Raw genomic sequence first — 21,501 nt, forward strand, 5'->3', positions numbered from 1 at the left:
CGCATCCGACTTCTTTCCTTTTCTTCCTTGGCCTTTTATATCTGTTGAATAGATTCAAAGCTCCATATTTATTGATTGGATAGTCAAACCGTAATCTGTATACATCTTACAGGCTGCTTCATTTTTTGCGTTTACCTGCAGTTCAATCCCGTCATACCCTTTTTCCTTTTTCAATTCTTTAAGAAAATCAAAGAATGCATGTCCGATCCCTTTTCCACGATATTTCTCATCCACTGCCATAGAATCAATAAAAATAATGTCTCTTGTCACCAGATTCGGATTTTCTATATGCTGGTATGCGACAAATAAAATGCCTGCCACAGTCCCTTTATATTCCGCGACGAAAAACGTTTTTTCCTTCACCGCCTGCTCATACATTTCAACCGGCAATACGTTTTCGCTGTATTTGTAAATATCCGGCCGCCAGCCAATGTGCATTTGCTGAACCTGTTTCATAATAGATTCCGCGATTCCATATTCATCCATTTTTGCATTTCTGATACATATTTCCATAGCTTTACCCTCTTTTTTTTACCTTTTGCGCTTCCAAAAACCGCTCATCCCCTGTCATGACTGACATAAATCTCAGGACGGCATCTACATGCTTTATCGTCCTTCTGCTGGGGATGTAGTTTTTTGGTAGACGGCGCCGTCATATCCGATGATCCGAAACGGCATATCCAGGTTCGGATCCGTCTGGTTTTCCAGACCCAGCAGGGCAATTTTCACTTTCCCTCCAGACCAGTATTTTGCGTTATCCGTTCTTCTGAATGTTTGAAAAGCTACACCCGCTGCAATTACGAGTGTTTTTACTTTTTAGCATAAAGGGAGCTGAAAAGCAATTATTTTCTGGAAACGAAAATTTTGCCATTTTGTACAAGAAATTGTTCGTAAGTGCCTAACTTACCTGCAGACCGAGAAAAAGAGCCGCCGGCTTTCTACCGACAGCCTCGTTTCATTTGAAATACAAGAATGTTATATAATCTGTGTAAATAATCAGACTTTATCATCCTCTCTTAATCCAATACATTTTCTTTAGATAATCAGGCGAATGCAATATTATGCTTTCTTAATAACTCCTTCGCCAGGGCCAGCTCTTTGAGAGCGGCATCTTTTTCGGCGATCATTGCATCCTTCTCTGCGATCACCGCATCTTTTTCCGCAATTACAGCGTCCTTCTCTACGATCACCGCATCCTTCTCCGCCCGCATGATCTCCATCCCCTTCTGAATCCCACGGTTTTCAACCTGGTCTAAAATCTCACACATATTCTTTTTACCTCCTTCCGTTTTTACCTTTTGCGCTTCCAAAAACCGCTCATCCCCGGTCATGACTGACATAAATTTCAGGACGGCATCTACATGCTTTATCGTCCTTCTGCTGGGGATGTAGTTTTTGTTTTTTCGCTTCTGTACAAAATAGTCCGCTACGATCCGAAAATCGCTTCTAAATAACTTTACCTGCTCCTCTGTTAAATATGCCACCTCAAAGACATGAATCTTATAATCATTCACATACTTTTCCATACCTGCCGGAATCGTCACCATCTCATTGATAGACTTCGGCCCGCTCCACCGGGGATTCCCGAAATACAGGACTATACTCAGCACCGGGCAGCGGTCCTTTGATTTCTTATCAAGCAGCTGCGTCCGGTAGGCGGCGCCGTCATATCCGATGATCCGAAACGGCATATCCGGATCCGGATCCGTCTGGTTTTCCAGACCCAGCAGGGCAATTTTCACTTTCCCGCCAGACCAGTATTTTGCGTTATCCCGTTCTTCTTCATGCAGCTTGCTGCTGTCTGCCTTATACTGGGATCTGACCTTCAGAGCTTTCAGCTCCCTGGATCGGATCACACGTTCTCCCTCAAAAACCAGTACATTTACGATGTCGGCAAAGACATCGTTATAATCCTCCAGATTCTTTTCTACGATATCCTTCTGTCCCATTCATACTCCTCTTTGGTTTCTCTTATTATAGTCTTTTGGCTGCCGGAATACAAGTATATACTGTTTACGCCTACGGTGTTCACTGTAACAGTGACACTGCAAGTACATAACTAATCCATCCCATCTCCTCCCTTCATAAAGTCACGAAAAAAATTTGTTTCAAACATTGAAGTAAAGGCGATACAGCCCTGAAAATAAAATAGAAATTTTCATCTTAGATAAAGAGAATGTTTGAAAAGGTACACCCGCTGCAATTACGAGTGTATTTACTTTAGCATAAAAGGGGCTGAAAAGCAATTATTTTCTGGATATTTTTCTGCAAAAAACCAGGCCGCCCGCGCAGAATTCTCTTCCACACAGCGGCCATCTGTTTATCGTGTCTAAAGAAAGATAACTACCTTCCGGCGTAAACTCCGGCAACGTGGAAGGCAGCTCCTTGTTCATCAGATAATAGGTGCCCATTTTATACCTCCGGCCCGAAATATTTTCAACTGTGCGGTTGGATAATCTAAGAATCCTCCAACTGCACAGCTGGAAATGTTTTCAGCTATGTTTTTATAACAGTTCTATCCGGGGGAGACACATCATTTTTTACGCCTGCTTTTTCCGCTTCCTATAATTCGGATTCGTCAATCACAATATCCTTCATATCAATATCATGCCCGATTGCTTCTGCTTCTTTCAGGATCTTTTCTGCCGACGCGCATCCGATCCCAAAACGGCACGCTCCTAATTTGTACATTTTCAGCAAGGTATCAAGATCCCTCACCCCGCCAGCCACTTTAATCTTTGCCCGGTCGCCCACCGCGTCCTTCATCACCTTTACATGATGGAGGGTGGTCGGTTTTCCGACAGAAAATCCCGTACCCGATTTCACATAGTCTGCTCCGCCTTCGATGGACAGCTCGCAGGCCTTCCGAATCTCTTCGTCGGTCAGCAGCATGGCCTCAATGATCACCTTCAAAGAAGTCCCCTCCGTTGCTTTCCGGACCGCCTTGATATCCTCAAGCACCAGGTCGTACCGGCCCGATTTTAAATATCCCACATTCATAACCATATCGTTTTCTGCCGGATTCATGGTCATAAAATATTCGGCAAGCTGTACCTTTGTTTCCGTCGCCTCCTGCCCGGACGGGAATGCCAGCGATGTGCCGAACGCGGTATCCGTTCCCTTCAGCAGTTCTACCAGCTGGGGATAATAACAGGGCCAGCAGAAGCAGGTGCCGCATCCGTACTTTTTGCAGAGCTCCACCATATCCTTCACATCCTCAAGCGTTGTATCCAATTTTAAAACACTCGGATCCATCATATACGCAATATCCTTCATTGTTAAAATGTCTTTCCTGTATTCCTTCATGATTATAATCCACCTTCCTGAATGTCTGTCTTTGGCCGCGGTTCACCGGCCGGAAAACCGCAGCCCCATCCATCCTTCCATTTTTTATTCTGTTTTCTGTTCCAAATCCGCCTTGTCCGCAGCCTGCGGTCAGGTATGCAGCTCCGAGAGCTTGCCGAATTTTTTCCGTGTCTCCACAAATTTTTCCGTGTAAATCTTATTGAATGCCACGCATCCCACCGGCTGCTGACGGATCATCAGCTCTTCACAGTTCATGCACTGGGTACAATACTTGATCTCATCCTCTCTGCCCTCCATGAGCTTTAAGGGAGTGAGCGGATCGGCAAAGGACTGCCTGCCGAGCCCCACCATATCCATGATCCCCTCCTCGATACAATGCGCCCCCATTGCGAAGAGCGATGATTTCTCCGGATCCACGGACAGAAGCTTGTTCTTCTTCCCCCTGAACGGCGAAAAATGGGAACCAATGACCACTGTCTCGGGTTTGAGAACCTTTTTCATCATGTCTGAAAAATAAATATGCAGGTAGGAAAGCTCCGGCGCGTCCGACAGCGCTTCCATATAATTCATCGCGCTGTGTACATTTCCAAGTGACTCGATGAAGTAGCTTGCCCCGCGCTCCTCCAACCCTTTGATCAAATCAAGCGGTTCCGTCATATCCATAAGCGGGGACTCCGGTCCCGCGGAGCCAAATCCGCCCGGATGCCCTTCCCACATGGACATCTTAGAGCCTATCAGGAAATTCTTGTCATTCACCGCTTTCATGATCCTCTCCTGCAGGTCATATGCCCACTGCGCCCTCCTTTCCCAGGAGCCGCCGTATTTCCAGTCACGGTCATTAAACGGGCGGATGATCTGGGATCCCAGATAGCCATGGCACAGCTTCATATCAATGCCGTCCGCTCCCACCTCATGCGCGATCTGGGACGCAAGGACAAACTGGTCCATGATATGCTCCACTTCCTCCTCCGACAGAATGTCCCCTCCGATCCCATACATCGGTTTTACACAGACACGTCTTGAAAAATCCGGTTCGCTGATCTCTCCCGAATGGGTCAGCTGGAATACGATCAGCGTATCCGGGTTCACCTCTTTAAGGCGCCTGATAAAATTTTTCAGCGGCTTTTCATTCCGCGGCATGATTTCAAGCTGCGTCTTTCTTGCCCTGGATTCGTTCGTAACCGTGATCGCCTCCAGATCCACCAGCCCGAACCCGCCCTGATACAGCTTTTCATATCGCTGATAAGTCAGGTCCGTAGGATTTCCCTCTTCGTCAGAATCCACACATTCCATCGGCTGCGCAAAAAAACGGTTTTTACACTCTCTGTTTCCGATTTTGATCGGGTTTAACAACGTTTCTTTATATCCCATTGTATTTTCCTTTCTATATTAATTCTCATAGTTTCTCGCCGCTGGCTAATTTCATGATGCCTTCTTCCGAAAACTCCTCCTGGGACAGCTCCCCGGTCAGTACCCCTTCATGCATCACCAGGATCCGGTCTGCCACTCCCATGACCTCCGGCATTTCGGAGGAAATCATAATAATGCTGACTCCCTCCTGCACCAGCCTGTCCATCAGCAGATAAATCTCATACTTGGCCCCAACGTCGATCCCCCTGGTCGGCTCATCCAAAAACAGGATTTTACATTCCGAAGCGAGCCACTTTGCAAGAACCACCTTCTGCTGATTCCCGCCTGACAGGAACCGGCATAATTTCCCGGTATCCGGCGCCACGACCCTCAGCTCCTGAAAATATTTTTCCGTCATCTTCTTTTCCTTTGCCCCGCTGACAAACCCGGCCTTGGAAATCTTATCTAATGCCGCGGCCGCGATATTGTCTTTGATATCATGGTTCAAAAACAACCCCTGCGTCTTCCGGTCTTCGGTGGCAAATCCGAGGCCGTACTTCAATGCCCTACTTGGATGGCTGATATCTGCCTCTTTCCCAAAGATAGTCACCTTCCCTTTTTGAAGCTTATCCGCCCCGAAGATTGCCCGGAGCACTTCGGTCCGTCCGGCTCCGACCAGGCCCGACAGCCCAAGGATCTCCCCTTTTCTCAGCTGAAACGATATATTTTCAAAGCGCTCCCCCGTCAGCCCTTCCGCCTCCAGCACCACTTCCGTACTCCTGATCCTGTGCCGGGGCGGGAAGGTATCCTTCAGATCCCGGCCGATCATTTTGCTGATCAGCCAGTCCTTATCAATATCCCGGATATTTTCATCCGCAATATATTTTCCGTCCCGAAGCACCGTGACACGGTCGCAGAGCGCAAAAAGCTCCTCCAGGCGGTGGGATATATAGATCACCGTGATCCCATCCGCCTTTAATTTCCTCACAATTTCAAATAAAACCTCGATCTCGCTGTTTGTCAGGCTGTCCGTCGGTTCATCCATAATGATGATCCTGGTCTGGTAGGACAGCGCTTTTGCAATATCCACCATCTGCTGCTGCGCGACGCTCAGTTTTTTCACCGGCGTTTTGTAGCTCGCAAGGGAGCCCCTGCTCACATAATCCAGATACTTCCCGGCAAATTCATTTTCCTCCTGAGTTTTGATGATCCGGCAGAAATTTTTCTCCTGCCCAAGCATGACATTTTTTACGGCATCCAGCTCGGGAACCAGGCTCAGCTCCTGATAAATAATAGCCACTCCCTTGTCGATCGCGTCACGCGGGCTTTTGATCACAACCTCTTTCCCGTCGATCTTCACGGTTCCCGCATCCGGTTTGTATACCCCGGAAAGCACCTTCATCAAAGTTGATTTTCCGGCTCCGTTCTCCCCGATCAACGCGTGGATCTCGCCCTTTTTCACACGGAGGTCTACCTGGTCCAATGCCGTGACCTTAGAAAACGTCTTTGTAACCCCCAACATCTCCAATGCATATTCGCTCATAGTTTCTGCCCAGCCTTTCTTCTCCACCGTGTGAACCGCTATTTCTCCCGCCTTTGGAACAGTACCGCCACCAGGATGATCGCGCCGCGGATGACGCCCTGCATATTGGGGTCGGCCCCGATCAGGTTCAGAATATTATTGACCATGGCCATGATCAGCACGCCGGCCAGGGTTCCTGCCAGGGTGCCCACCCCGCCGCTCATGGCCGTTCCGCCGATGACCGCCGCCGCAAGCGCATCCATGTCATAATTGGCGCTTCCGTTGGGCTCTCCTACCCTGACACGGGCCATCAGCATCACTCCTGCCAGGGCCGCTGTAAATCCGCAGAGCACATATGCCATGATTTTATTGATTTTTACCTTGATGCCGGTCAGCCTGGCTGCCTCCGCATTACTTCCGATCGCGTAAATATGGCGCCCATACACCGTCTTATGCAGGATCACGATGAATACGGCCATCATGACCGCATAAAGGATCACCGCGCAGGGAATACCCATCACATATTTGGAGCCGAAATGTACCCAGGCTTCCGTCACCTTCCCGCCCGGGGCTCCTTTTGTATAAAGCATGACAATGCCCTTCACCACCATATTGACCCCCAGGGTAATGATAAACGGCTCCAGATTCCTGGTCACGATGATGAGACCGTTCACAAGTCCGATCAGGCATCCGATCATCAGGACAAGCAGAACCTGTCCCAGCATGATCCCCTGCTTTCCCTGCCCGATCCCCGCCTCCATCATATCTGCCAGCAGGCAGGCGCATAGGGCCATCACGCTGGTCACAGACAGGTCGATCCCTCCGACAAGCAAAACCACAGTCATGCCTATGCTGACCATCCCTACAATGGATGCCTGCCGCAGGATATTGGCTATATTGGTATACGTCGGAAATATATCCGGAGAAGCAATGGTCGAGATCACAAACACCAAAATCAATGCAATATAAGGTGTACTGACCGGATGATCCAATATTTTTCTGACAATATTTTTCTTTGTTTCCTGATTACCCACCACACACTCCTCCTGTTTTTCTCTATGGTTTACTTATATAATACGGTGCGCTCTTTTGCTTCCGGGCTGACCAGTACCTTGACCAGCTTTGGATTGGTCCTGATCTCTTTCAAGGTATCCTCCAGTTCCTCAAGAGGAACGATCATGGAGATCAGCGGCATGGGATCCACCCGTCCGTATTTCATCAGCGTCAGGGCATCCCCCCAGTCATAGCCGATCCCGGCGCAGCTTCCGCTGATCTTTTTTTCACTCGTTACAAATTCTACCGGCGGGAGAGACGCCAGATCATCCTCCGCGCAGATACCGAAGGCTTCTACCTTTCCGCCCTTTCTTACCATTTGAAATGCCTGCTCATATGTCCTGGAGCTTCCTACCGCTTCCAGGACAAAATCCGCTCCCACGCCGTTCGTCAGCCGCATCACTTCCTCAATGGGATCAACCTCTTTGACATTGATGGTATAATCCGCAACCACTTCTTTTGCCATTTTCAGCCGGTCCGCATTCGCGTCGATCACGATGACAGGCGCGGCTCCGCGGAGCTTCGCAAGCTGTGCATGCATGATCCCGAGTCCTGCCCCGATCACGACCACGCTGCGTCCGATCGTGCAGTCCATCTTATGTGACGCGTTGAGGCATGCCGTAAGAGGCTCTACAAATGCTGCTTTTTCATCTGACACCTCATCCGGAACCACATAGATATTCTTCCACGGAACCTTTACATATTCCGCAAATCCGCCGTCCGTGTGGATGCCGATCTGCTTGAAGTCCGAACACAGCAGCGGCTCTCCGATCCTGCAGTGGTAACAGGTACCGCAGGGTGTACAGATGTCGTATGTAACCCGGTCTCCCACATGGAGCCCTTTCGCGTTTTTCCCAAGCTCCGCAATGGTTCCGTAAACCTCATGCCCGGTCGTAAGCGGGATACACGCTACCTCATCGGCATATTTCCCGGTATAGGATCCCCAGTCAGAACCGCAGATACCGCAATACTTTACCTTCACCAGCACCTCGTCTTCGTTGATCTCCGGTACCGGCACTTCCTTTAATTCAAAATGATATGGTTCCGTAAGAACCTGTGCTCTCATTGTCTTCATCTGAACTCCTCCTGTTTATTTTGTAAATAATTTATCCGTACGTCCTTCATATGGGGCATCGATCATAAGCGGCCGTAAAAAGTCGATGGTCTTTTTCACGCCGTCCGCGCGGCTCATGATCACATCCTCATGCTCGTAGTTCAATACACCGTCATAGCCCGTAATGAACAATTCACTGATCAGGCGTTTCCAGTCCACATCCCCCCAGCCCGGGATCCGGAACCGGAAGGACCGGTCAAGCCGTCCCCAGCCGTCCTGCATGTACATATTCAGCCCGCCCTTTCCGAGGTTGTGCTTCACGATCTCGCAGTCCTTTGCGTGGACCGTAACGATCCTTCCTTTGAGCTCGTCTACGAACTGGTTCACGTCAATCCCGGAAAACAGGATATTCGCCGGATCCAGGTTGATCGCGAAGCTCTCATGGTAGTCTGTCACCTCCAGCAGGCGAAGCGTGGACTGCGTATCATATACGATATTATTGGGGTGCGGCTCAAATGCCACCTTTACACCGTATTCCTTATACTTGTCAAACACGTATCCCCACTTTTCAGCAAATTGCTCCTCTTCATATTTCCACCCGTTGGGCTCCGGCCAGTCATTGATATGGCCGTAATTCTCCATTCCGGAAAATGCTACGACAGAGGATACTCCCAGCTCCGCCGCCAGGCGCGCGGAACGGATCATACTCTCCTGGCCGAACCGGATCTTTTCTTCCCTGGTGCCCGGGCAGATCGAATCCATGCCCGCACTGTACGGCCCCATGATCAGAGGAGAATCGGCATGGTTGCTGAGCGCCGAAATAAACAATCCATGATCTTCGATCATTTTTTTCATTTTTTTCGCATTGTTTCCTATTAATAGTTCCTGGACATCCAGCTGTCCGTTATCGGTATATGCCGGCAGCTCTACCGCGTCATATCCATGCTCCGCCGCAATTTTGCATACCTCTTCCAGAGGCTTTTCCGAATAATTTACCACACAAAATCCAATTTTCACTTTCTTATCCCTCCAGCTTATCCATCGTATTTTTTCCTCAGCTGTTCCTATGGCCGGCACGGCCGGATATCTGCTTCCGGCTTAATATGTCCAGTCAAAATCATCGCCGTCCTCAATGACATATTCATCAATATTGTCCTTTGTAACAACGATCGGGTCCTTTGTAACATCCTTTTCCTCGGGATCCCTTCCCTCCAGTGTTTCAATCGCGAGGTGGAGCGCTTCTACCGATGCCGCACATGGGAATTGCGTAAATCCCACGCAGGTTCCGTCCTTTACCATTTTCGCAATGCCGTTGATGCCGTCCGCGTTTACGATAAAGATCCCGTCCTTTTCTCTTCCTGCCTCCTTGATCGCATCCATAGCCGCCAGGGTCACGCCCCCGTCCTGGGAGATCACGCCGTCGATCTCGCCCGGGCCGTATTTGCTCAGAAAATCTTCCATACAGGATTTTCCTTTGGATGCTTCAAAATCCGTGTACTGCCTGTCCACGATCTTGATATCCGGATACTGGGAAAATACCTTCTCCTGCCCGGCCTTCTGTCCGTTATCCGTACCGGAGCCTGCAATGGAATCCAATGCGATGATGTTTCCCTTCGGCTCTCCGTACTTCTCTGTCAGGGCATCTACCAACAGCTGCGCGCAGGCCGCGCCGTTGTTTTCATCTGTCCAGCCTACATAGTGCGTGTAATCCTCCGTCGTGGCGGTCCTGTCAAACAGGATCACCGGGATTCCCTTTTCAAACGCTGCTTCGATCCCCGGATTCACTGCGTCCTCCACGCAGGGCGTGATCAGGATCGCGTCCAGATCCTTCTGGAGCATCGCCTCAATATTGCTGTTCATCGTATTGGCATCGTCATGGGCATCTGTCTCTACGATCTCCACCCCCAGCTTCTCCGCTTCTTCAATCAGCATATCCCGCATCTTTACACGCCAGCTGTTGGATACGGACGCATTTGCAAAGCCGATCACATATCCTCCGTCCTCTTTGCCGTCCTCCCCGCTGTCCCCGGAGCCGACGCTGTCCGCAGGCCCTTCACCCTTGCTGCCGCAGCCGGTAAAAATCAGGCCGCTTACCATCATAACCGCCAGCAACATTGATAACATCTTTTTCTTTTTCATAAAACCTTACCTTCTTTCTTTTTTTATTAACTTTCTTGCCGCAAGCTCGTCTAACTGATTTGAATATATCACATTTCTTTTCATTTGTCGATATATTTTTTTCATTTATTTTTATTTATTTCGTTTTATTTTTGTATTTTTTTGTTTTATTCCAAAAAATCCTTTTCATTTTTTTTCATTTTAATTTGCCAATTCATTTCTTTTATGCTATGATTAGTCTGACGCGATATGATGCACACAGCCGTATGAGGAAATATGCCGCTGTGCGGCTGCGGCCGACACAATACTCACGGCAAACCATTTTGCAGAAGGACTGACCATGTTTAAAATAGAGCGAATTCGACGGATAAAAGAAATACTGCGCGACTGCCGGCAAATCGAGGTTTCTGCACTGAGCTCCCTGCTGAACGTATCTGACGCTACGATCCGCAATGACCTGGAAGAGCTCGAAAAGGAAGGCTTTTTAACCAGGTTCCACGGCGGGGCGACCATTAATTCCCAGGAAACGGCGGAGCCGGTCAACAGCCCGGACGATTCCATGATTGAATACGATAAGGCCAAGGAGGAGATCGGCATCATCGCCGCCCGGCTGATCCGCGAACGTGAGTGGGTCTTTCTCGGCCCCGGCACGACGACCTATTATATTGCGAAGGCCCTGGCGCCGAGAAGCAATATCAACGTCCTGACCAACAGCTTCCTGGCAGCCAATATCCTGAGAAGCTCGCCCAACATCAAGGTCCTGTTTCTGGGCGGGCAGCTGGAACGGCTTGGCTTCTACACCGTACCGGACAATCTGGAAAAGGAACTCAGCAGCATTTACCTGGATAAGTCCTTTTTCTCTGTTGACGGGGTGGATCTGTCTGCCGGGTACACCTTATCCGATACTCCGGTGCTTGAGATCATACAGCTTATTAAAAACCAGTCCCGGGAAACGATCATGGCCGTGGATTCCGCAAAATTCAACCAGCGGGCATTCCGGAAGGTCTGCGGCATCGATGAGATCAAGACCATTGTCACAAATGCGGAGATTCCGGACGATTATAAGCAGTATTTCCTCGAGCACGGCATTTGTACCTATACCGCATATGATCTGAAGCCGATTACATTTTAAATTTTATGGATAACCGTCATGAAACCTTTTTGCATTGAAACGAAGCATTTGACCAAAATTTCAGACAGAACACTGGTGGATAATATTAATTTTACTGCCTATTCCGGGGAGTTCCACGCAATCATCGGAAGCAACGGGGAGGGCAAGACTGTTTTCGCCAAGCTGCTGGCCGGCATCCGTTCCATAACCAGCGGAAGTATCCTTCTGGACGGGAAGGTTCTGGACATTCATGATGTCAGCTCCGCGCAGAAGCACGGCATTTATATGCTTTTGGAGGAGCAGGTGATGTTCCCCACCCTGTCCGTGCGTGAAAATATCCTCTCCGGCAGCGAATACCTGCTCAGTGCTTCCCATATCTGGGCGCCGTCCCGGAAAAAGGAGAACCAGGTATGCCGGGAATATCTCCAAATGTTCGGCCTGGAGCTGGATCCGGAAATGCCTGTCACGGAACTGACGGTATTTGAAAAGCGGATCCTGCAGCTGATCCGGGTACTGATCCGCCGTCCCAGGGTGCTGATCCTGGATGAGTTTGCCTCCTGCCTTACCTACGATGAGACCGAACGCGTATTTCAGGTCTTAAAGGGATTAAAGGAGCAGCAGACCGCCATCCTCTTTATCACACACAATTATTCCGTACTCCTGCGGTACAGCGACCGTGTAACGATCATCAACGACGGGACGGACATTGCCTCTTTCAGCCGCAGTGAGTTTCACGCGAAGCCCTTTAAAGAGCATGTCGAAGCCCTGAAGCTGAATTTTTCCTATCCTTCCCTGCGCCTGCCTCCCGGAAAGGAAGTGGTTCGTTTCTGCCATTTTTCCAATCCCCAGCTCCATGACGTTGATTTTACACTTCACAGCGGTGAGATCATTGGAATGGCCGGACTCTCCTCTACGGAGAAGGCCTCGCTCATACGCGCTGCCATAGGGGATACGCGTCCCGCTTCCGGTTCGATCCTGTTTCCCGGCAGCCAGGGCCGCCCAAAGATCAGCCTCATCGGCGAACAGGACAGCGAACTGGCGCTGTTCAGCTCCCAGTCCATCCCGTTCAATATTACGGCATCGGATTTCGGACGGACGGCCTCCCATGGCTTCACCTCAAAAAAGAAGGCCGGACTCTATGCGCGTCACTGCCTGGGACGGCTGAATTTCCGCAATGCCGGGGCGGAGGATAAGACCAGATATCTGAGCACCGGAAATAAACAAAAGCTCATCATCGCACGCTCCCTGTTCTGCGGCGGCAGCCTGTACATCTACAGCGATCCGGCCAAAAACCTGGATGCCGCAAGCCGGCTGGAGCTTTACAATATACTGAACGCACTGATCTTAGAAGGAGCCGCGATCCTTTTAATTTCCTCCGATTTTGCCGAGCTGATCGGTATGTGCAGCCGGATCATCCCGTTAAAGGACGGCCGGCAGATCGGAAATTATTCTACGGATTATCTTTCTGTCCAAGCTTTGTCTAACACACTTGAGTAAACGACGGAAGGAGATCACATTATGAGTAAAGACAAATTCATCGCCTATGACCTGGGTACCGGAGGAATCAAAGCCTCTCTTTTTGACGCGCGCGGAGCTTCCCTTGCGGAGACATTCCGGCAGTATGACACCTATTTTCCCATGGACCGCTTCATGGAGCAGAAGCCCATGGACTGGTGGGACGGCGTATGCCGTGCCACCCGCAGGCTCCTGGAGGAAAGCGGCTGTCCCGCAGAGGATATCGCCTGCGCCGCGCTGTCCGGGCACAGCCTGGTTGCCGTTCCCATTGACAGAGACGGCGCGCTTCTGAGCGGGCAGGTCCCCATCTGGTGCGACATGCGCGCGTCGGATCAGGTTTCTTCTTTTTTCAAGGAGCTTTCCTACGAATTCTGGTACAAAACCACCGGAAACGGTGATCCGGCCGAAACCTATACCATCTTCAAGCTGATGTGGCTTAAGGAACACCAGCCCGATCTATTTCACAGGATTCACAAAATATTGGGATCCAAGGATTTTGTGAATTACAAGCTGACCGGTTCTGTCTGTACAGACCCGTCTTATGCCTCCGGCTTCGGAGTCTTTCACCTTCTGAATTGGGACTATGAGGATCGCTTTTTTGAAGCCGCCGGCATCAGCAGGGAGATCTTTCCCCCGATCCGCCCTTCGGATGAGATCATCGGTTATGTGACGGCCGAGGCCGCCGGTGAATGCGGCCTGTGTCAGGGCACCCCTGTTGCCTGCGGCGCCGTAGACAATACCTGTATGGCACTGGGGGCGCGCGGTCTGGAGGAAGGGACCGTCTATACCTCCCTGGGCTCTTCCAGCTGGATTGCTGTCACCTCCCGGAAACCGGTCATTGATGTCAGCAGCCGCCCCTTTGTGTTCGCACACGCGGAAAAAGGCTATTATACGTCTGCCGTCTCCATCTTTTCCGCCGGGAACTCCTTCCGCTGGATCCGGGATCATCTGATGAAGGACTATGCCGGGGACACGGATACCTACGATGTGATGAACCGGATGGCAAAAGCAGTCCCTCCCGGAAGCCATGGGGTCCTGTTTAACCCGACGCTGGCAGGCGGAAGCGCCCAGGAACCCAGTCCAAACCTCTGCGGCGGCTTTATGGGGCTGACTCTTGGAAATACGCGGGAGGATCTGGTGCGCGCCTCCATGGAAGGGGTCGCTATGGCGCTCCGCAGAACTTTAGATATCCTAAAGCGTCAGGTCGAGATCCAGGGAGATATGCTTCTGTGCGGAGGAGGCAGCAAAAGCGCCGTCTGGCGGCGGATCTTTGCGGACATCTACCATATGCCTGTCCTGAAAACCAATATCGACCAGGACGCGGCGTCCCTCGGCGCTGCCGCCCTTGCCGCCAATGCCTGCGGCCTGTGGGACGGGTACGGCATGATCCCCTCGCTCCACCGGAAGGAGGATCATCTTCTCCCGGATGAGGAGACAAACGCGTACTACGAAAAACTGCTCCCCATCTATGAGGAATGGACCCAATGCCTTTCCAGGCTCGGCGACCGGATGGCCGGGCTGCGCTAGGATGTTTTGAAAGGGGGCTTGAAAAAGCCCCCTTATGATTTTCTTTTCTATTTTTCTGTTTTATTTTCCCTGTTCTTCATCGTGTGTCTTGAAATAGCTTTCCATAACGCTGTTGTCATGCGGCGCAAACAGATCTCTCCCTCCGTCAAAGGCCAGCCTGTACGCAATGATCTGTACTGCCGGAGCAAGCTCCAAGGCCGTAAAATCCGCTGTTTTTAAATCTGTTTTCAGATCTTCTTCATCTACGACTGCGTTTCCCACTACAAATCCGTTATTTTTCACTTCTTTCATCCATCTGGCCAGGGCAAGCCCTTTTTCCTCCTCCGTGCCGTCGTTCAGGACGATCACGCAGTGGTTGCTGCTGTATCCGTAGTTCGGCCCATGCATTCCCTCTTCCAGCTCATAACCGACCGACGCGATCTGCGGTGTCTCCCATACCTTCATGGCGCCTTCCAGCGACAGCCCGTACAGCGGCCCTGCCCCTGTAAAGACGATTAGCTGGGAGCGCAGCATCTTCCGTTTGGCCCGGTCCATCCATAACAGCGCGCCGGCGCAGACTGCCCGGCTGCTTTCCGGAACCCTCTGTGCCTGGGACAGATATCCGTCATATGCTTCCTGTGTCAGATGTCCGTAGAGCTTTCCGATCTCAAGCCCCATGAGCATCTGCGTAAAGACCGAAGCGCAGTATCCGATGGTGCGCATCGGATATTCCTCCTTTCCGCAGCCCATGTCGATATAGATCTGGCTTTCTGATGCCAGCGGTGTGTCCGGCGCTTCGGAGATTGCTGCCGTCAGATATCCCTCCTCCCGGAACTTTTTCTGTGCTTTTCTGACAAAGCCGGAGGTCCCTGTCTGGGATGTGAACACGTAGAGCGCGTTTGGATTGCGCACATAGCGGTCAAACATAAACTCATTGGACGAAACAACGGTCGTCCTGAGCCCGCCTGCCTTTTCCGCAAACGGGCGGGCGGTAACGGCAGAGGTATTGGAGGTTCCCGATCCGATAAAGATGATCTCGTCGATCTTCCTTTCCGATACCGCCTTCTTCAGATCCCGGAAGTGCTCCTCCCGGTTCTGCAGGATTCCCTCCAGTATGGACGGAACCCTTTCAATACAATCCAAAAATGATACCATATCCTCTTTTCCTTTCTTACAATACTTAGAAAATTCCCAATAATGCTCCGATCACGCCGAATACCATGAGGCCGAGCATGATCCAGATCGCTTTTACATTTTTATTGATCAGCTTATAGCAGACGAATGTCAGCAGCAGAGGAAGCAGGTTCGGGAAGATCTGGTCGAGCATCTCCTGGATCACCAGCTCCGATCCCTGGATATTCAATACCGCCGGAATCTGGAAGCTGATCATGGAGCAGGTCATCGCGCCGATCGTCATCAGCCCGACGATCCCCGCCGCCTTTGTAATCTGTCCCAGTATGCCGTTTTCACTTGCTGATTGAATAAAGCTCGTCCCCATGTTATATCCCGCGAATACCCCGTAGTAACGCAGCAGATGCGCGATCACATTATAAACCAGAAGGTGCAGGATGACACCCAGGATGCTCCCCTGTGCCGCCAGCGCGATCCCGATCCCGAGGGAGATAATCCGCAGGGAACCCTGGAATATGGAATCCCCAATTCCGGCAAAGGGTCCCATCAGAGACAGCTTCACGGCATTGATCGAATTTGTATCAAAATTTTTATCCTGCGACGCTTCTTTTTCCATTGATGTGGAAAGACCTGTGATAAATCCTCCCATCGTAGGCGTCGTGTTAAAAAGTTCATAGTGTCTCTTATAAGCCGCGATCCGGTCCTCTTCTTTGTCATAATAACGGCTGATCACCGGGATCATAGTATAGACATACCCCAGCCCCTGCATTCTTTCATAATTATAGGTTGAGCTCAAAGTCATCGTACGCCAGAAAACCTTATTGAGCATCTTACGATCTTCCTTATCCTGTACCTGAAATGCCTGATTAGTCATTGAACAATTCCTCCTCTACACTTTGCGCAGCCTGTCCCGCAGGCGCCGCTTTTCCCTCATTCATTATAATGATCACCGCAAGAATCACACCGACACATGCAACCGCAAGGATCGGGGCATTGAAGTAGCTCACCAGGACGACTCCCAGAAAAAAGTATACCGCCATCCTGCCTGACCACATCATTTTCAGCAGAAGCGCAATACCAACCGCAGGCATCAGGTTCGTCGCGTAGTCAAGTCCGCTTTGCACCACTTCCGGTATTGCGTCGATCAGCCCCTGTGCAAATCCGGTTCCGAACGCAAGCGCGGCAAATAGCACCAGCATCTTCGGCAGATCCGGAAGGAACGATACGAGAATATGTACCCTTTCGATCCCTTTCACATCGCCTTTCTCGCAGAGCTTCTCTACGTATGGATTTACCAGGCCGTTGATGATGTACTTCAGCAGGGTCAATGTGGAGCCGAGTACGGCGATGGGCACCGCAAAGGTCAATGCTGTCTCCACATCCTGTCCCATCGTAATGGAAAATGCCGTGCCGATCACCGCCCCCAGCGACGCGTCCGCAGGGAGTGTTCCGCCGATCTGCATGACTCCCAGGAAGATCAGCTGCAGCGTCGCTCCCGCAATGACCCCCGCCTGAAGGTCTCCCAGAATCAGCCCCACGACCGGGCAGAGTACCAACGGTGTATTCACCATCGGATATGCAAACCACGCTTCCGCCCAGGTAATAACCCACACCACCAATGTGATCAATAACGCGATTCCTATGTTCATAAGTATCCCTCCTGTAAATTAATAATTTTTCATTACTTCATTCCATGTTTTCGCGGAATCCGACGGAACCATGCGGAATTCTATGGAATCCACCAGCCCGCTCAATTCTTTCAGATTTTCGATATCCTCATCATTCACATGTACGGCCGCAGCGATCATCCTGCTGCCCTCTTTCTTCCGGATCCCTCCGATATTGACCTTCCTGATCTGACCGGTCAGCCGGCACAGCCTTACAGCGTCCCCGATCGTTTTCACAATGACAAAGATCCCGATCTCTGCCGAACGGGGGTCGTTGAGCAGCGCCGCGGCATCCTCGACGGAGCGGATGGCAAGCTTCATTCCGCTTGGCTTTGCCATTTTCAGCGCCATCTTTGCCATCTCATTTTCCATGACTTCATCATTTGCGATCAGGATCGAAGTCGCATTTACATTACTCACCCATGTAACCGCAACCTGCCCATGAAGAAGTCTTTCGTCAATCCTCATTAGACTTACCATAACCCATCCTCACTTTCCTTTTCTTTCAGCTTTTTCATGACAGACGCATTGCAGAACTGGATCCCCTGTCGGCCTTCCTCGATTAGATCTTCGATTTCATCCGATAAGACCGCTTCCTGCGGCAAAAGCGCCGTGCCGAGCACCACGCCGAGGTTCATACCGGAAATGATGCTCACATTGGGCTCCATGCACAGCTCGATCATCGCGTTATAAACGCTGCCGCCTTTGATGTCGCACAAAAGCACGTATTCATCTTCCGGCTCCTGTTCCATCATCTCTCTTACCTTCCCAAGGACTGCCTGCGGCGTCCCCCAGGTATCGAGCCCGAACGCGCTGACCTCGGCGGTATCGCCCAGGATCATGGATACCGCGCTCTTCATGCCTTCCGCCAGGCTGCCATGGGATGCCAATATCAATTTTCTCATACCACACCTCCCTCTTTTTGATGTTTTTACCTGATACTATATTAAAGAGCAACTTTCTGTTCATTTCATGCCAGTTTTTATATTTTTTTCTTTTTTATTTCGAAAACAGCGGATTTTCCGCATTTTTTAGCCTTATTTTTTTATAAAAGCGCAAAAGAAAAATCTGCCGGAATCTTCATTTTCTTAAAATTTCGGCAGATTTCATCACTATTTCTATTTTTTTCGTCACTGTTTTCAAATCTCATTGAGCAGTATTTCTCTTCGGAAGACTGTGCCTCCGGTAAATCAGATTTTTTCAGCCGTTATAGATATATTCATATAAATACGCGATTTCCGATACCGGGATTGCCAGGCCATAATATTTTTCCGCCTCCTGAAAGCATTCTCTCACAATTCCTATGAATTCTTTTTTATCCTCCTCAAACCTCTCGACATCTTCATAGCTTACGCATACTTTATCTACGATCAGGCGCTCTATCATACAGCAGATGTGGATATACAGGCCTACCTTTGTCTTATTTTTAAACGGCACTCCTGTCCTGATCTGCAGCAGCCTGATGATCTTCTCGGCAAATTCGATCACTTTCTGGGGATTTAAGATCGTCAGATGCCCCACCAGGTTCGTCAGAGAAAAATTCTTTACCAGATTGTCGTTAAACTGCCTCAGCTCTTCCCGGGAAAGGACTTTGGAGAACAGGCCGTTGATCTCGTCGGAATTGTGCTGCTGTATCATGTTGTCCAGTGATATATAAGGCACGCCTTCCACCCCGGGATCACTTGTCCCTATGATAAAGAGGACGTTATATTTTTCAAATACAGGCGACTGCCGGCCTGCATCGGACAGGCTTCCATAATTATAAGGAATCATCTTGAGCTCCGTCGTCACCGGAAGGCTCTGGGCCAGCAGATCGGCAATCCTTTCCGCCATCCCCATCCCGGTCGCGCAGACAGACAGTATGGCCATCGTTTTCTTCCTGTTTTCTATATAATGGCATTCCGGCCGGAATTTGTAGTCTTCTACAGCTTCCAGGATCTTGCTGATCGGCATCCCGTCCCGGATATATTCACCGATCATAACCATAAGCTTCAGCGAGGTATCGCCGATCATTCCCAGATTGATATCATGGATCCCGTCAATTTTGGTATAGATGTCAAGCAGGGAACCAAAGTCTACCATCAGGATGATATCCTTTACCCCGTGGAGCTGACGGATATAAACGGCTATTTTCCGGGCAATCTCCTCACTGGACACATTGACAGGCATATCCACTCCGTCGAAGATATGGTTTCCCAGAAGGTCATTCGCCGTTGCCGCCATGCTGCTTGCCGTTGAATACCCGTGCGCGAGCACGATTCCGATTGTCTGTCGGCTTTCTGACTGAACGGCAAATGTGGAGATTGCGATAAAAAGATCCAGTATCCCGACCGCGTTCAGATTTTTTCCCAGATTATTGCGCATTTCACAGATGAGCTCTGTGCAGAGCTTATCGTGTGCCGCGTCCTGCCTGCGGAAGATTTCCTGCACCTTCGCGATCTCGCCTTCATACTCCCGGAGGAGCGCCCCGCAGGAGGATCCGTTCTGGATATAGTCACAGATAAACCTTCCCACATTCAGAATATCCTGGTTTGAAAACGTAATCCCGCGGCGCTTTCCCACCTGCTGGCATACCTGTTTTACAATTTCCATATAAAGGTTATCCTTTGGACTATCCTCCCGGTTTGTGTCAAAGGAGATCTCGTCCATATACTGGGAAAAACGGTTCCGGCTGATATTGACCAGATCTGCAATGTCTTCCTGCTCCCGGAGGATCCTGCGGATCTGCCGCAAAAGATCCCTGTTGAAAAGGTAGATCTTTTTCTGCACCTGAAGCTCCTTTCGGAGTTCCTCCATGGTCAATACGCTTTTTTCTTCAGTTTCCTCCGACTGGCCGACATAGTTTTTTAATACATAGTCCGGAAGATGGTGCATATAGATCGTCATCTGCTCCTCGCCGTGTCTCTGCGAATCTAAATACGCGTTTGCCGAACAGGTTCGGACGCAGTTCACCATCTCTCCCACATTGCCGCTGAACTGGTATTCCAGGATTCTATGGTATGCGCCGCCTACGATCCGGATCTGGCGTTCGATCCGCTGCTCCTCCTGGCAAAGCAGTGAATATAATATTTCTTTTTTCTCCTGCTGCGGCCTGTCCTCCAAAGCCGCCAGCCGCGTCACCAGCGGGATCCTCCGCGTCAGGGTCTTCAGAAGGGCCATCTCCGGATTCTCCGTGGTCGCCATTACGATCCGTGTCCTGGCCGTGTACCACCGTTCATTATCCCCCACCATATGGTACTGCCCTTTGTCCATAAAATGAAACAGCTTTTCCTGGCACTGGGAAGAAAGGCAGTGTACTTCATCCAGAAATAAAACCCCTCCGTCCGACATTGCGATCAGCCCTTTCCTGTCCTTGTCCGCTCCTGTATATGCCCCCTTGCGGTATCCGAAAAGATTCGTGAGAAACAGCTCCGCATTGTTCGCGTATTCCGCGCAGTTCACACTGACATACTGCCCCTCCGGGCCGATAATGTCCTTCTGCCTGGCATATTCATACATCATCCTGGCAAGGTAGCTTTTTCCGGTTCCGGTCTCTCCGAGCAGCAGGATGGGCAGCCCGGCCTTCGGATAAGTGATGGCCGCCTTGCACTGCTCTACATTGTAGCTGAGACTCCCTTTGCTTCCGATCATACGTGAAAATACCGAATCATCCTTTGCCCGGAGCACCTCCTGTTCCAGTTCATCCAGGGAACTATAATTCCCCTGGAACCCCATGCCCGCCTGCACCGGAATGCTTCCATAGGCTTTCCTTTCCAGCGCCCTTCTGTCGAAAAAATATACCGGCCTTGTATTTACCTTGACCAGGATGCCTGCCGCTGCCGCCTCGTTCAGATACTGGCTTGCCGCGGTCCTGCTGATATTCAGCCGGCCGGCAATGGATGCCGCCGAATATTTTTCCGCCGACTGAAAATCCGTATTTTCCGTGATCTGTTCCAAATATTCCAAGACCTGATGTCTGGTATCCTTTCCTGTCATAAGTCCCCTCCCGCATCGAAATGATACTTTTCTTCTTATGGGAATATTATAACATGGTACAAAAAAGTTCAATATCTATTTTATAGAAAATCAAAAAAATCGAAACAAAACAAAAACAAATAAAACCAATTTGCAAATCATCAAAAACCGTGATATGATAAAAATGTCAAAAGGATTTGTCCGAGGTGTGTTG

General features: G+C 50.2%; 19 protein-coding genes. 3 read left to right on the forward strand and 16 right to left on the reverse strand.

Features of this window, described 5'->3' with window-relative positions; genetic code table 11:
* Positions 1 to 54: 54 nt before the first annotated feature.
* The 10 genes from EBB54_RS14760 to EBB54_RS14805 form a co-directional block, all read right to left on the reverse strand.
* Positions 55 to 513 (reverse strand): GNAT family N-acetyltransferase, encoded by a 459-nt coding sequence (locus EBB54_RS14760; RefSeq protein WP_125127983.1) that lies wholly within the window; start codon positions 511 to 513, stop codon positions 55 to 57.
* Positions 514 to 606: 93 nt separating this feature from the next.
* The gene (locus tag EBB54_RS31215; protein ID WP_330554522.1) at positions 607 to 729 is read right to left on the reverse strand and encodes a hypothetical protein; all 123 of its coding nucleotides are present in this window, start codon (positions 727 to 729) and stop codon (positions 607 to 609) included.
* Between the two features lie 314 nt (positions 730 to 1,043).
* Entirely contained in the window at positions 1,044 to 1,949 is a 906-nt protein-coding gene (locus EBB54_RS14770; protein WP_125127984.1) for an Rpn family recombination-promoting nuclease/putative transposase, read from the reverse strand.
* Positions 1,950 to 2,562: 613 nt separating this feature from the next.
* Positions 2,563 to 3,306, reverse strand: coding sequence for a deoxyribose-phosphate aldolase (gene deoC, locus EBB54_RS14775; RefSeq protein WP_125127985.1), 744 nt, complete (start codon positions 3,304 to 3,306; stop codon positions 2,563 to 2,565).
* 129 nt (positions 3,307 to 3,435) lie between these two features.
* Entirely contained in the window at positions 3,436 to 4,677 is a 1,242-nt protein-coding gene (locus EBB54_RS14780) for an oxidoreductase (RefSeq protein ID WP_125127986.1), read from the reverse strand.
* A 25-nt stretch (positions 4,678 to 4,702) separates the two neighbouring features.
* A complete protein-coding gene (locus EBB54_RS14785) occupies positions 4,703 to 6,226 on the reverse strand; it encodes a sugar ABC transporter ATP-binding protein (protein ID WP_243127677.1) in 1,524 nt (507 codons plus the stop codon).
* Positions 6,227 to 6,237: 11 nt separating this feature from the next.
* Positions 6,238 to 7,212, reverse strand: a complete 975-nt coding sequence (locus EBB54_RS14790; protein WP_125127988.1) for an ABC transporter permease — start codon at positions 7,210 to 7,212, stop codon at positions 6,238 to 6,240.
* Positions 7,213 to 7,241: 29 nt separating this feature from the next.
* Positions 7,242 to 8,306 carry a zinc-dependent alcohol dehydrogenase gene (locus EBB54_RS14795; RefSeq protein WP_125127989.1) on the reverse strand — a complete coding sequence of 355 codons (1,065 nt, stop codon included), beginning with the start codon at positions 8,304 to 8,306 and terminating at the stop codon, positions 7,242 to 7,244.
* A 15-nt stretch (positions 8,307 to 8,321) separates the two neighbouring features.
* A complete protein-coding gene (locus EBB54_RS14800; RefSeq protein WP_125127990.1) occupies positions 8,322 to 9,302 on the reverse strand; it encodes a sugar phosphate isomerase/epimerase family protein in 981 nt (326 codons plus the stop codon).
* A gap of 81 nt (positions 9,303 to 9,383) precedes the next feature.
* Complete coding sequence (locus tag EBB54_RS14805) at positions 9,384 to 10,424, reverse strand: substrate-binding domain-containing protein (protein WP_125127991.1); 1,041 nt, start codon at positions 10,422 to 10,424, stop codon at positions 9,384 to 9,386.
* 319 nt (positions 10,425 to 10,743) lie between these two features.
* On the opposite strand from EBB54_RS14805, the gene EBB54_RS14810 reads away from it, so the two are divergent.
* From EBB54_RS14810 to EBB54_RS14820, 3 genes are read left to right on the forward strand one after another with little or no spacing between them, the layout of a single operon-like run.
* Complete coding sequence (locus EBB54_RS14810; RefSeq protein WP_125127992.1) at positions 10,744 to 11,535, forward strand: DeoR/GlpR family DNA-binding transcription regulator; 792 nt, start codon at positions 10,744 to 10,746, stop codon at positions 11,533 to 11,535.
* Positions 11,536 to 11,583: 48 nt separating this feature from the next.
* On the forward strand, positions 11,584 to 13,011 hold the full coding sequence (locus EBB54_RS14815) for an ATP-binding cassette domain-containing protein (RefSeq protein WP_162307151.1): 1,428 nt from the start codon (positions 11,584 to 11,586) through the stop codon (positions 13,009 to 13,011).
* Positions 13,012 to 13,032: 21 nt separating this feature from the next.
* The gene (locus tag EBB54_RS14820) at positions 13,033 to 14,556 is read left to right on the forward strand and encodes a xylulokinase (protein ID WP_125127994.1); all 1,524 of its coding nucleotides are present in this window, start codon (positions 13,033 to 13,035) and stop codon (positions 14,554 to 14,556) included.
* Between the two features lie 60 nt (positions 14,557 to 14,616).
* Here the strand turns inward: EBB54_RS14820 and EBB54_RS14825 are convergent, their stop codons facing one another.
* The 6 genes from EBB54_RS14825 to EBB54_RS14850 form a co-directional block, all read right to left on the reverse strand.
* Positions 14,617 to 15,690 (reverse strand): SIS domain-containing protein, encoded by a 1,074-nt coding sequence (locus tag EBB54_RS14825; RefSeq protein WP_125127995.1) that lies wholly within the window; start codon positions 15,688 to 15,690, stop codon positions 14,617 to 14,619.
* A gap of 25 nt (positions 15,691 to 15,715) precedes the next feature.
* Positions 15,716 to 16,540, reverse strand: a complete 825-nt coding sequence (locus EBB54_RS14830) for a PTS system mannose/fructose/sorbose family transporter subunit IID (protein ID WP_125127996.1) — start codon at positions 16,538 to 16,540, stop codon at positions 15,716 to 15,718.
* The gene (locus tag EBB54_RS14835; RefSeq protein ID WP_125127997.1) at positions 16,533 to 17,315 is read right to left on the reverse strand and encodes a PTS mannose/fructose/sorbose/N-acetylgalactosamine transporter subunit IIC; all 783 of its coding nucleotides are present in this window, start codon (positions 17,313 to 17,315) and stop codon (positions 16,533 to 16,535) included. Before EBB54_RS14835 ends, EBB54_RS14830 begins: the two co-directional genes overlap by 8 nt.
* 18 nt (positions 17,316 to 17,333) lie before the next feature.
* A complete protein-coding gene (locus EBB54_RS14840; RefSeq protein ID WP_125127998.1) occupies positions 17,334 to 17,813 on the reverse strand; it encodes a PTS sugar transporter subunit IIB in 480 nt (159 codons plus the stop codon).
* On the reverse strand, positions 17,807 to 18,238 hold the full coding sequence (locus EBB54_RS14845) for a PTS sugar transporter subunit IIA (RefSeq protein ID WP_125127999.1): 432 nt from the start codon (positions 18,236 to 18,238) through the stop codon (positions 17,807 to 17,809). The genes EBB54_RS14840 and EBB54_RS14845 overlap by 7 nt, the downstream gene beginning before the upstream one ends.
* 295 nt (positions 18,239 to 18,533) lie before the next feature.
* Entirely contained in the window at positions 18,534 to 21,308 is a 2,775-nt protein-coding gene (locus EBB54_RS14850) for a sigma 54-interacting transcriptional regulator (RefSeq protein WP_125128000.1), read from the reverse strand.
* Between the last annotated feature and the right edge of the window lie 193 nt (positions 21,309 to 21,501).

It is taken from the genome of Schaedlerella arabinosiphila, from assembly GCF_003885045.1.
Lineage (GTDB): Bacteria > Bacillota > Clostridia > Lachnospirales > Lachnospiraceae > Schaedlerella > Schaedlerella arabinosiphila.

Bases quoted from the DNA above. Each gene is read 5' to 3' on its own strand.
- EBB54_RS14760 (WP_125127983.1), bottom strand. From the start codon at position 513: ATGGAAATATGTATCAGAAATGCAAAAATGGATGAATATGGAATCGCG.
- EBB54_RS14770 (WP_125127984.1), bottom strand. From the start codon at position 1,949: ATGGGACAGAAGGATATCGTAGAAAAGAATCTGGAGGATTATAACGAT.
- deoC (WP_125127985.1), bottom strand. From the start codon at position 3,306: ATGAAGGAATACAGGAAAGACATTTTAACAATGAAGGATATTGCGTAT.
- EBB54_RS14780 (WP_125127986.1), bottom strand. From the start codon at position 4,677: ATGGGATATAAAGAAACGTTGTTAAACCCGATCAAAATCGGAAACAGA.
- EBB54_RS14795 (WP_125127989.1), bottom strand. From the start codon at position 8,306: ATGAAGACAATGAGAGCACAGGTTCTTACGGAACCATATCATTTTGAA.
- EBB54_RS14805 (WP_125127991.1), bottom strand. From the start codon at position 10,424: ATGAAAAAGAAAAAGATGTTATCAATGTTGCTGGCGGTTATGATGGTA.
- EBB54_RS14810 (WP_125127992.1), top strand. From the start codon at position 10,744: ATGTTTAAAATAGAGCGAATTCGACGGATAAAAGAAATACTGCGCGAC.
- EBB54_RS14820 (WP_125127994.1), top strand. From the start codon at position 13,033: ATGAGTAAAGACAAATTCATCGCCTATGACCTGGGTACCGGAGGAATC.
- EBB54_RS14825 (WP_125127995.1), bottom strand. From the start codon at position 15,690: ATGGTATCATTTTTGGATTGTATTGAAAGGGTTCCGTCCATACTGGAG.
- EBB54_RS14830 (WP_125127996.1), bottom strand. From the start codon at position 16,540: ATGACTAATCAGGCATTTCAGGTACAGGATAAGGAAGATCGTAAGATG.
- EBB54_RS14835 (WP_125127997.1), bottom strand. From the start codon at position 17,315: ATGAACATAGGAATCGCGTTATTGATCACATTGGTGGTGTGGGTTATT.
- EBB54_RS14840 (WP_125127998.1), bottom strand. From the start codon at position 17,813: ATGGTAAGTCTAATGAGGATTGACGAAAGACTTCTTCATGGGCAGGTT.
- EBB54_RS14845 (WP_125127999.1), bottom strand. From the start codon at position 18,238: ATGAGAAAATTGATATTGGCATCCCATGGCAGCCTGGCGGAAGGCATG.
- EBB54_RS14850 (WP_125128000.1), bottom strand. From the start codon at position 21,308: ATGACAGGAAAGGATACCAGACATCAGGTCTTGGAATATTTGGAACAG.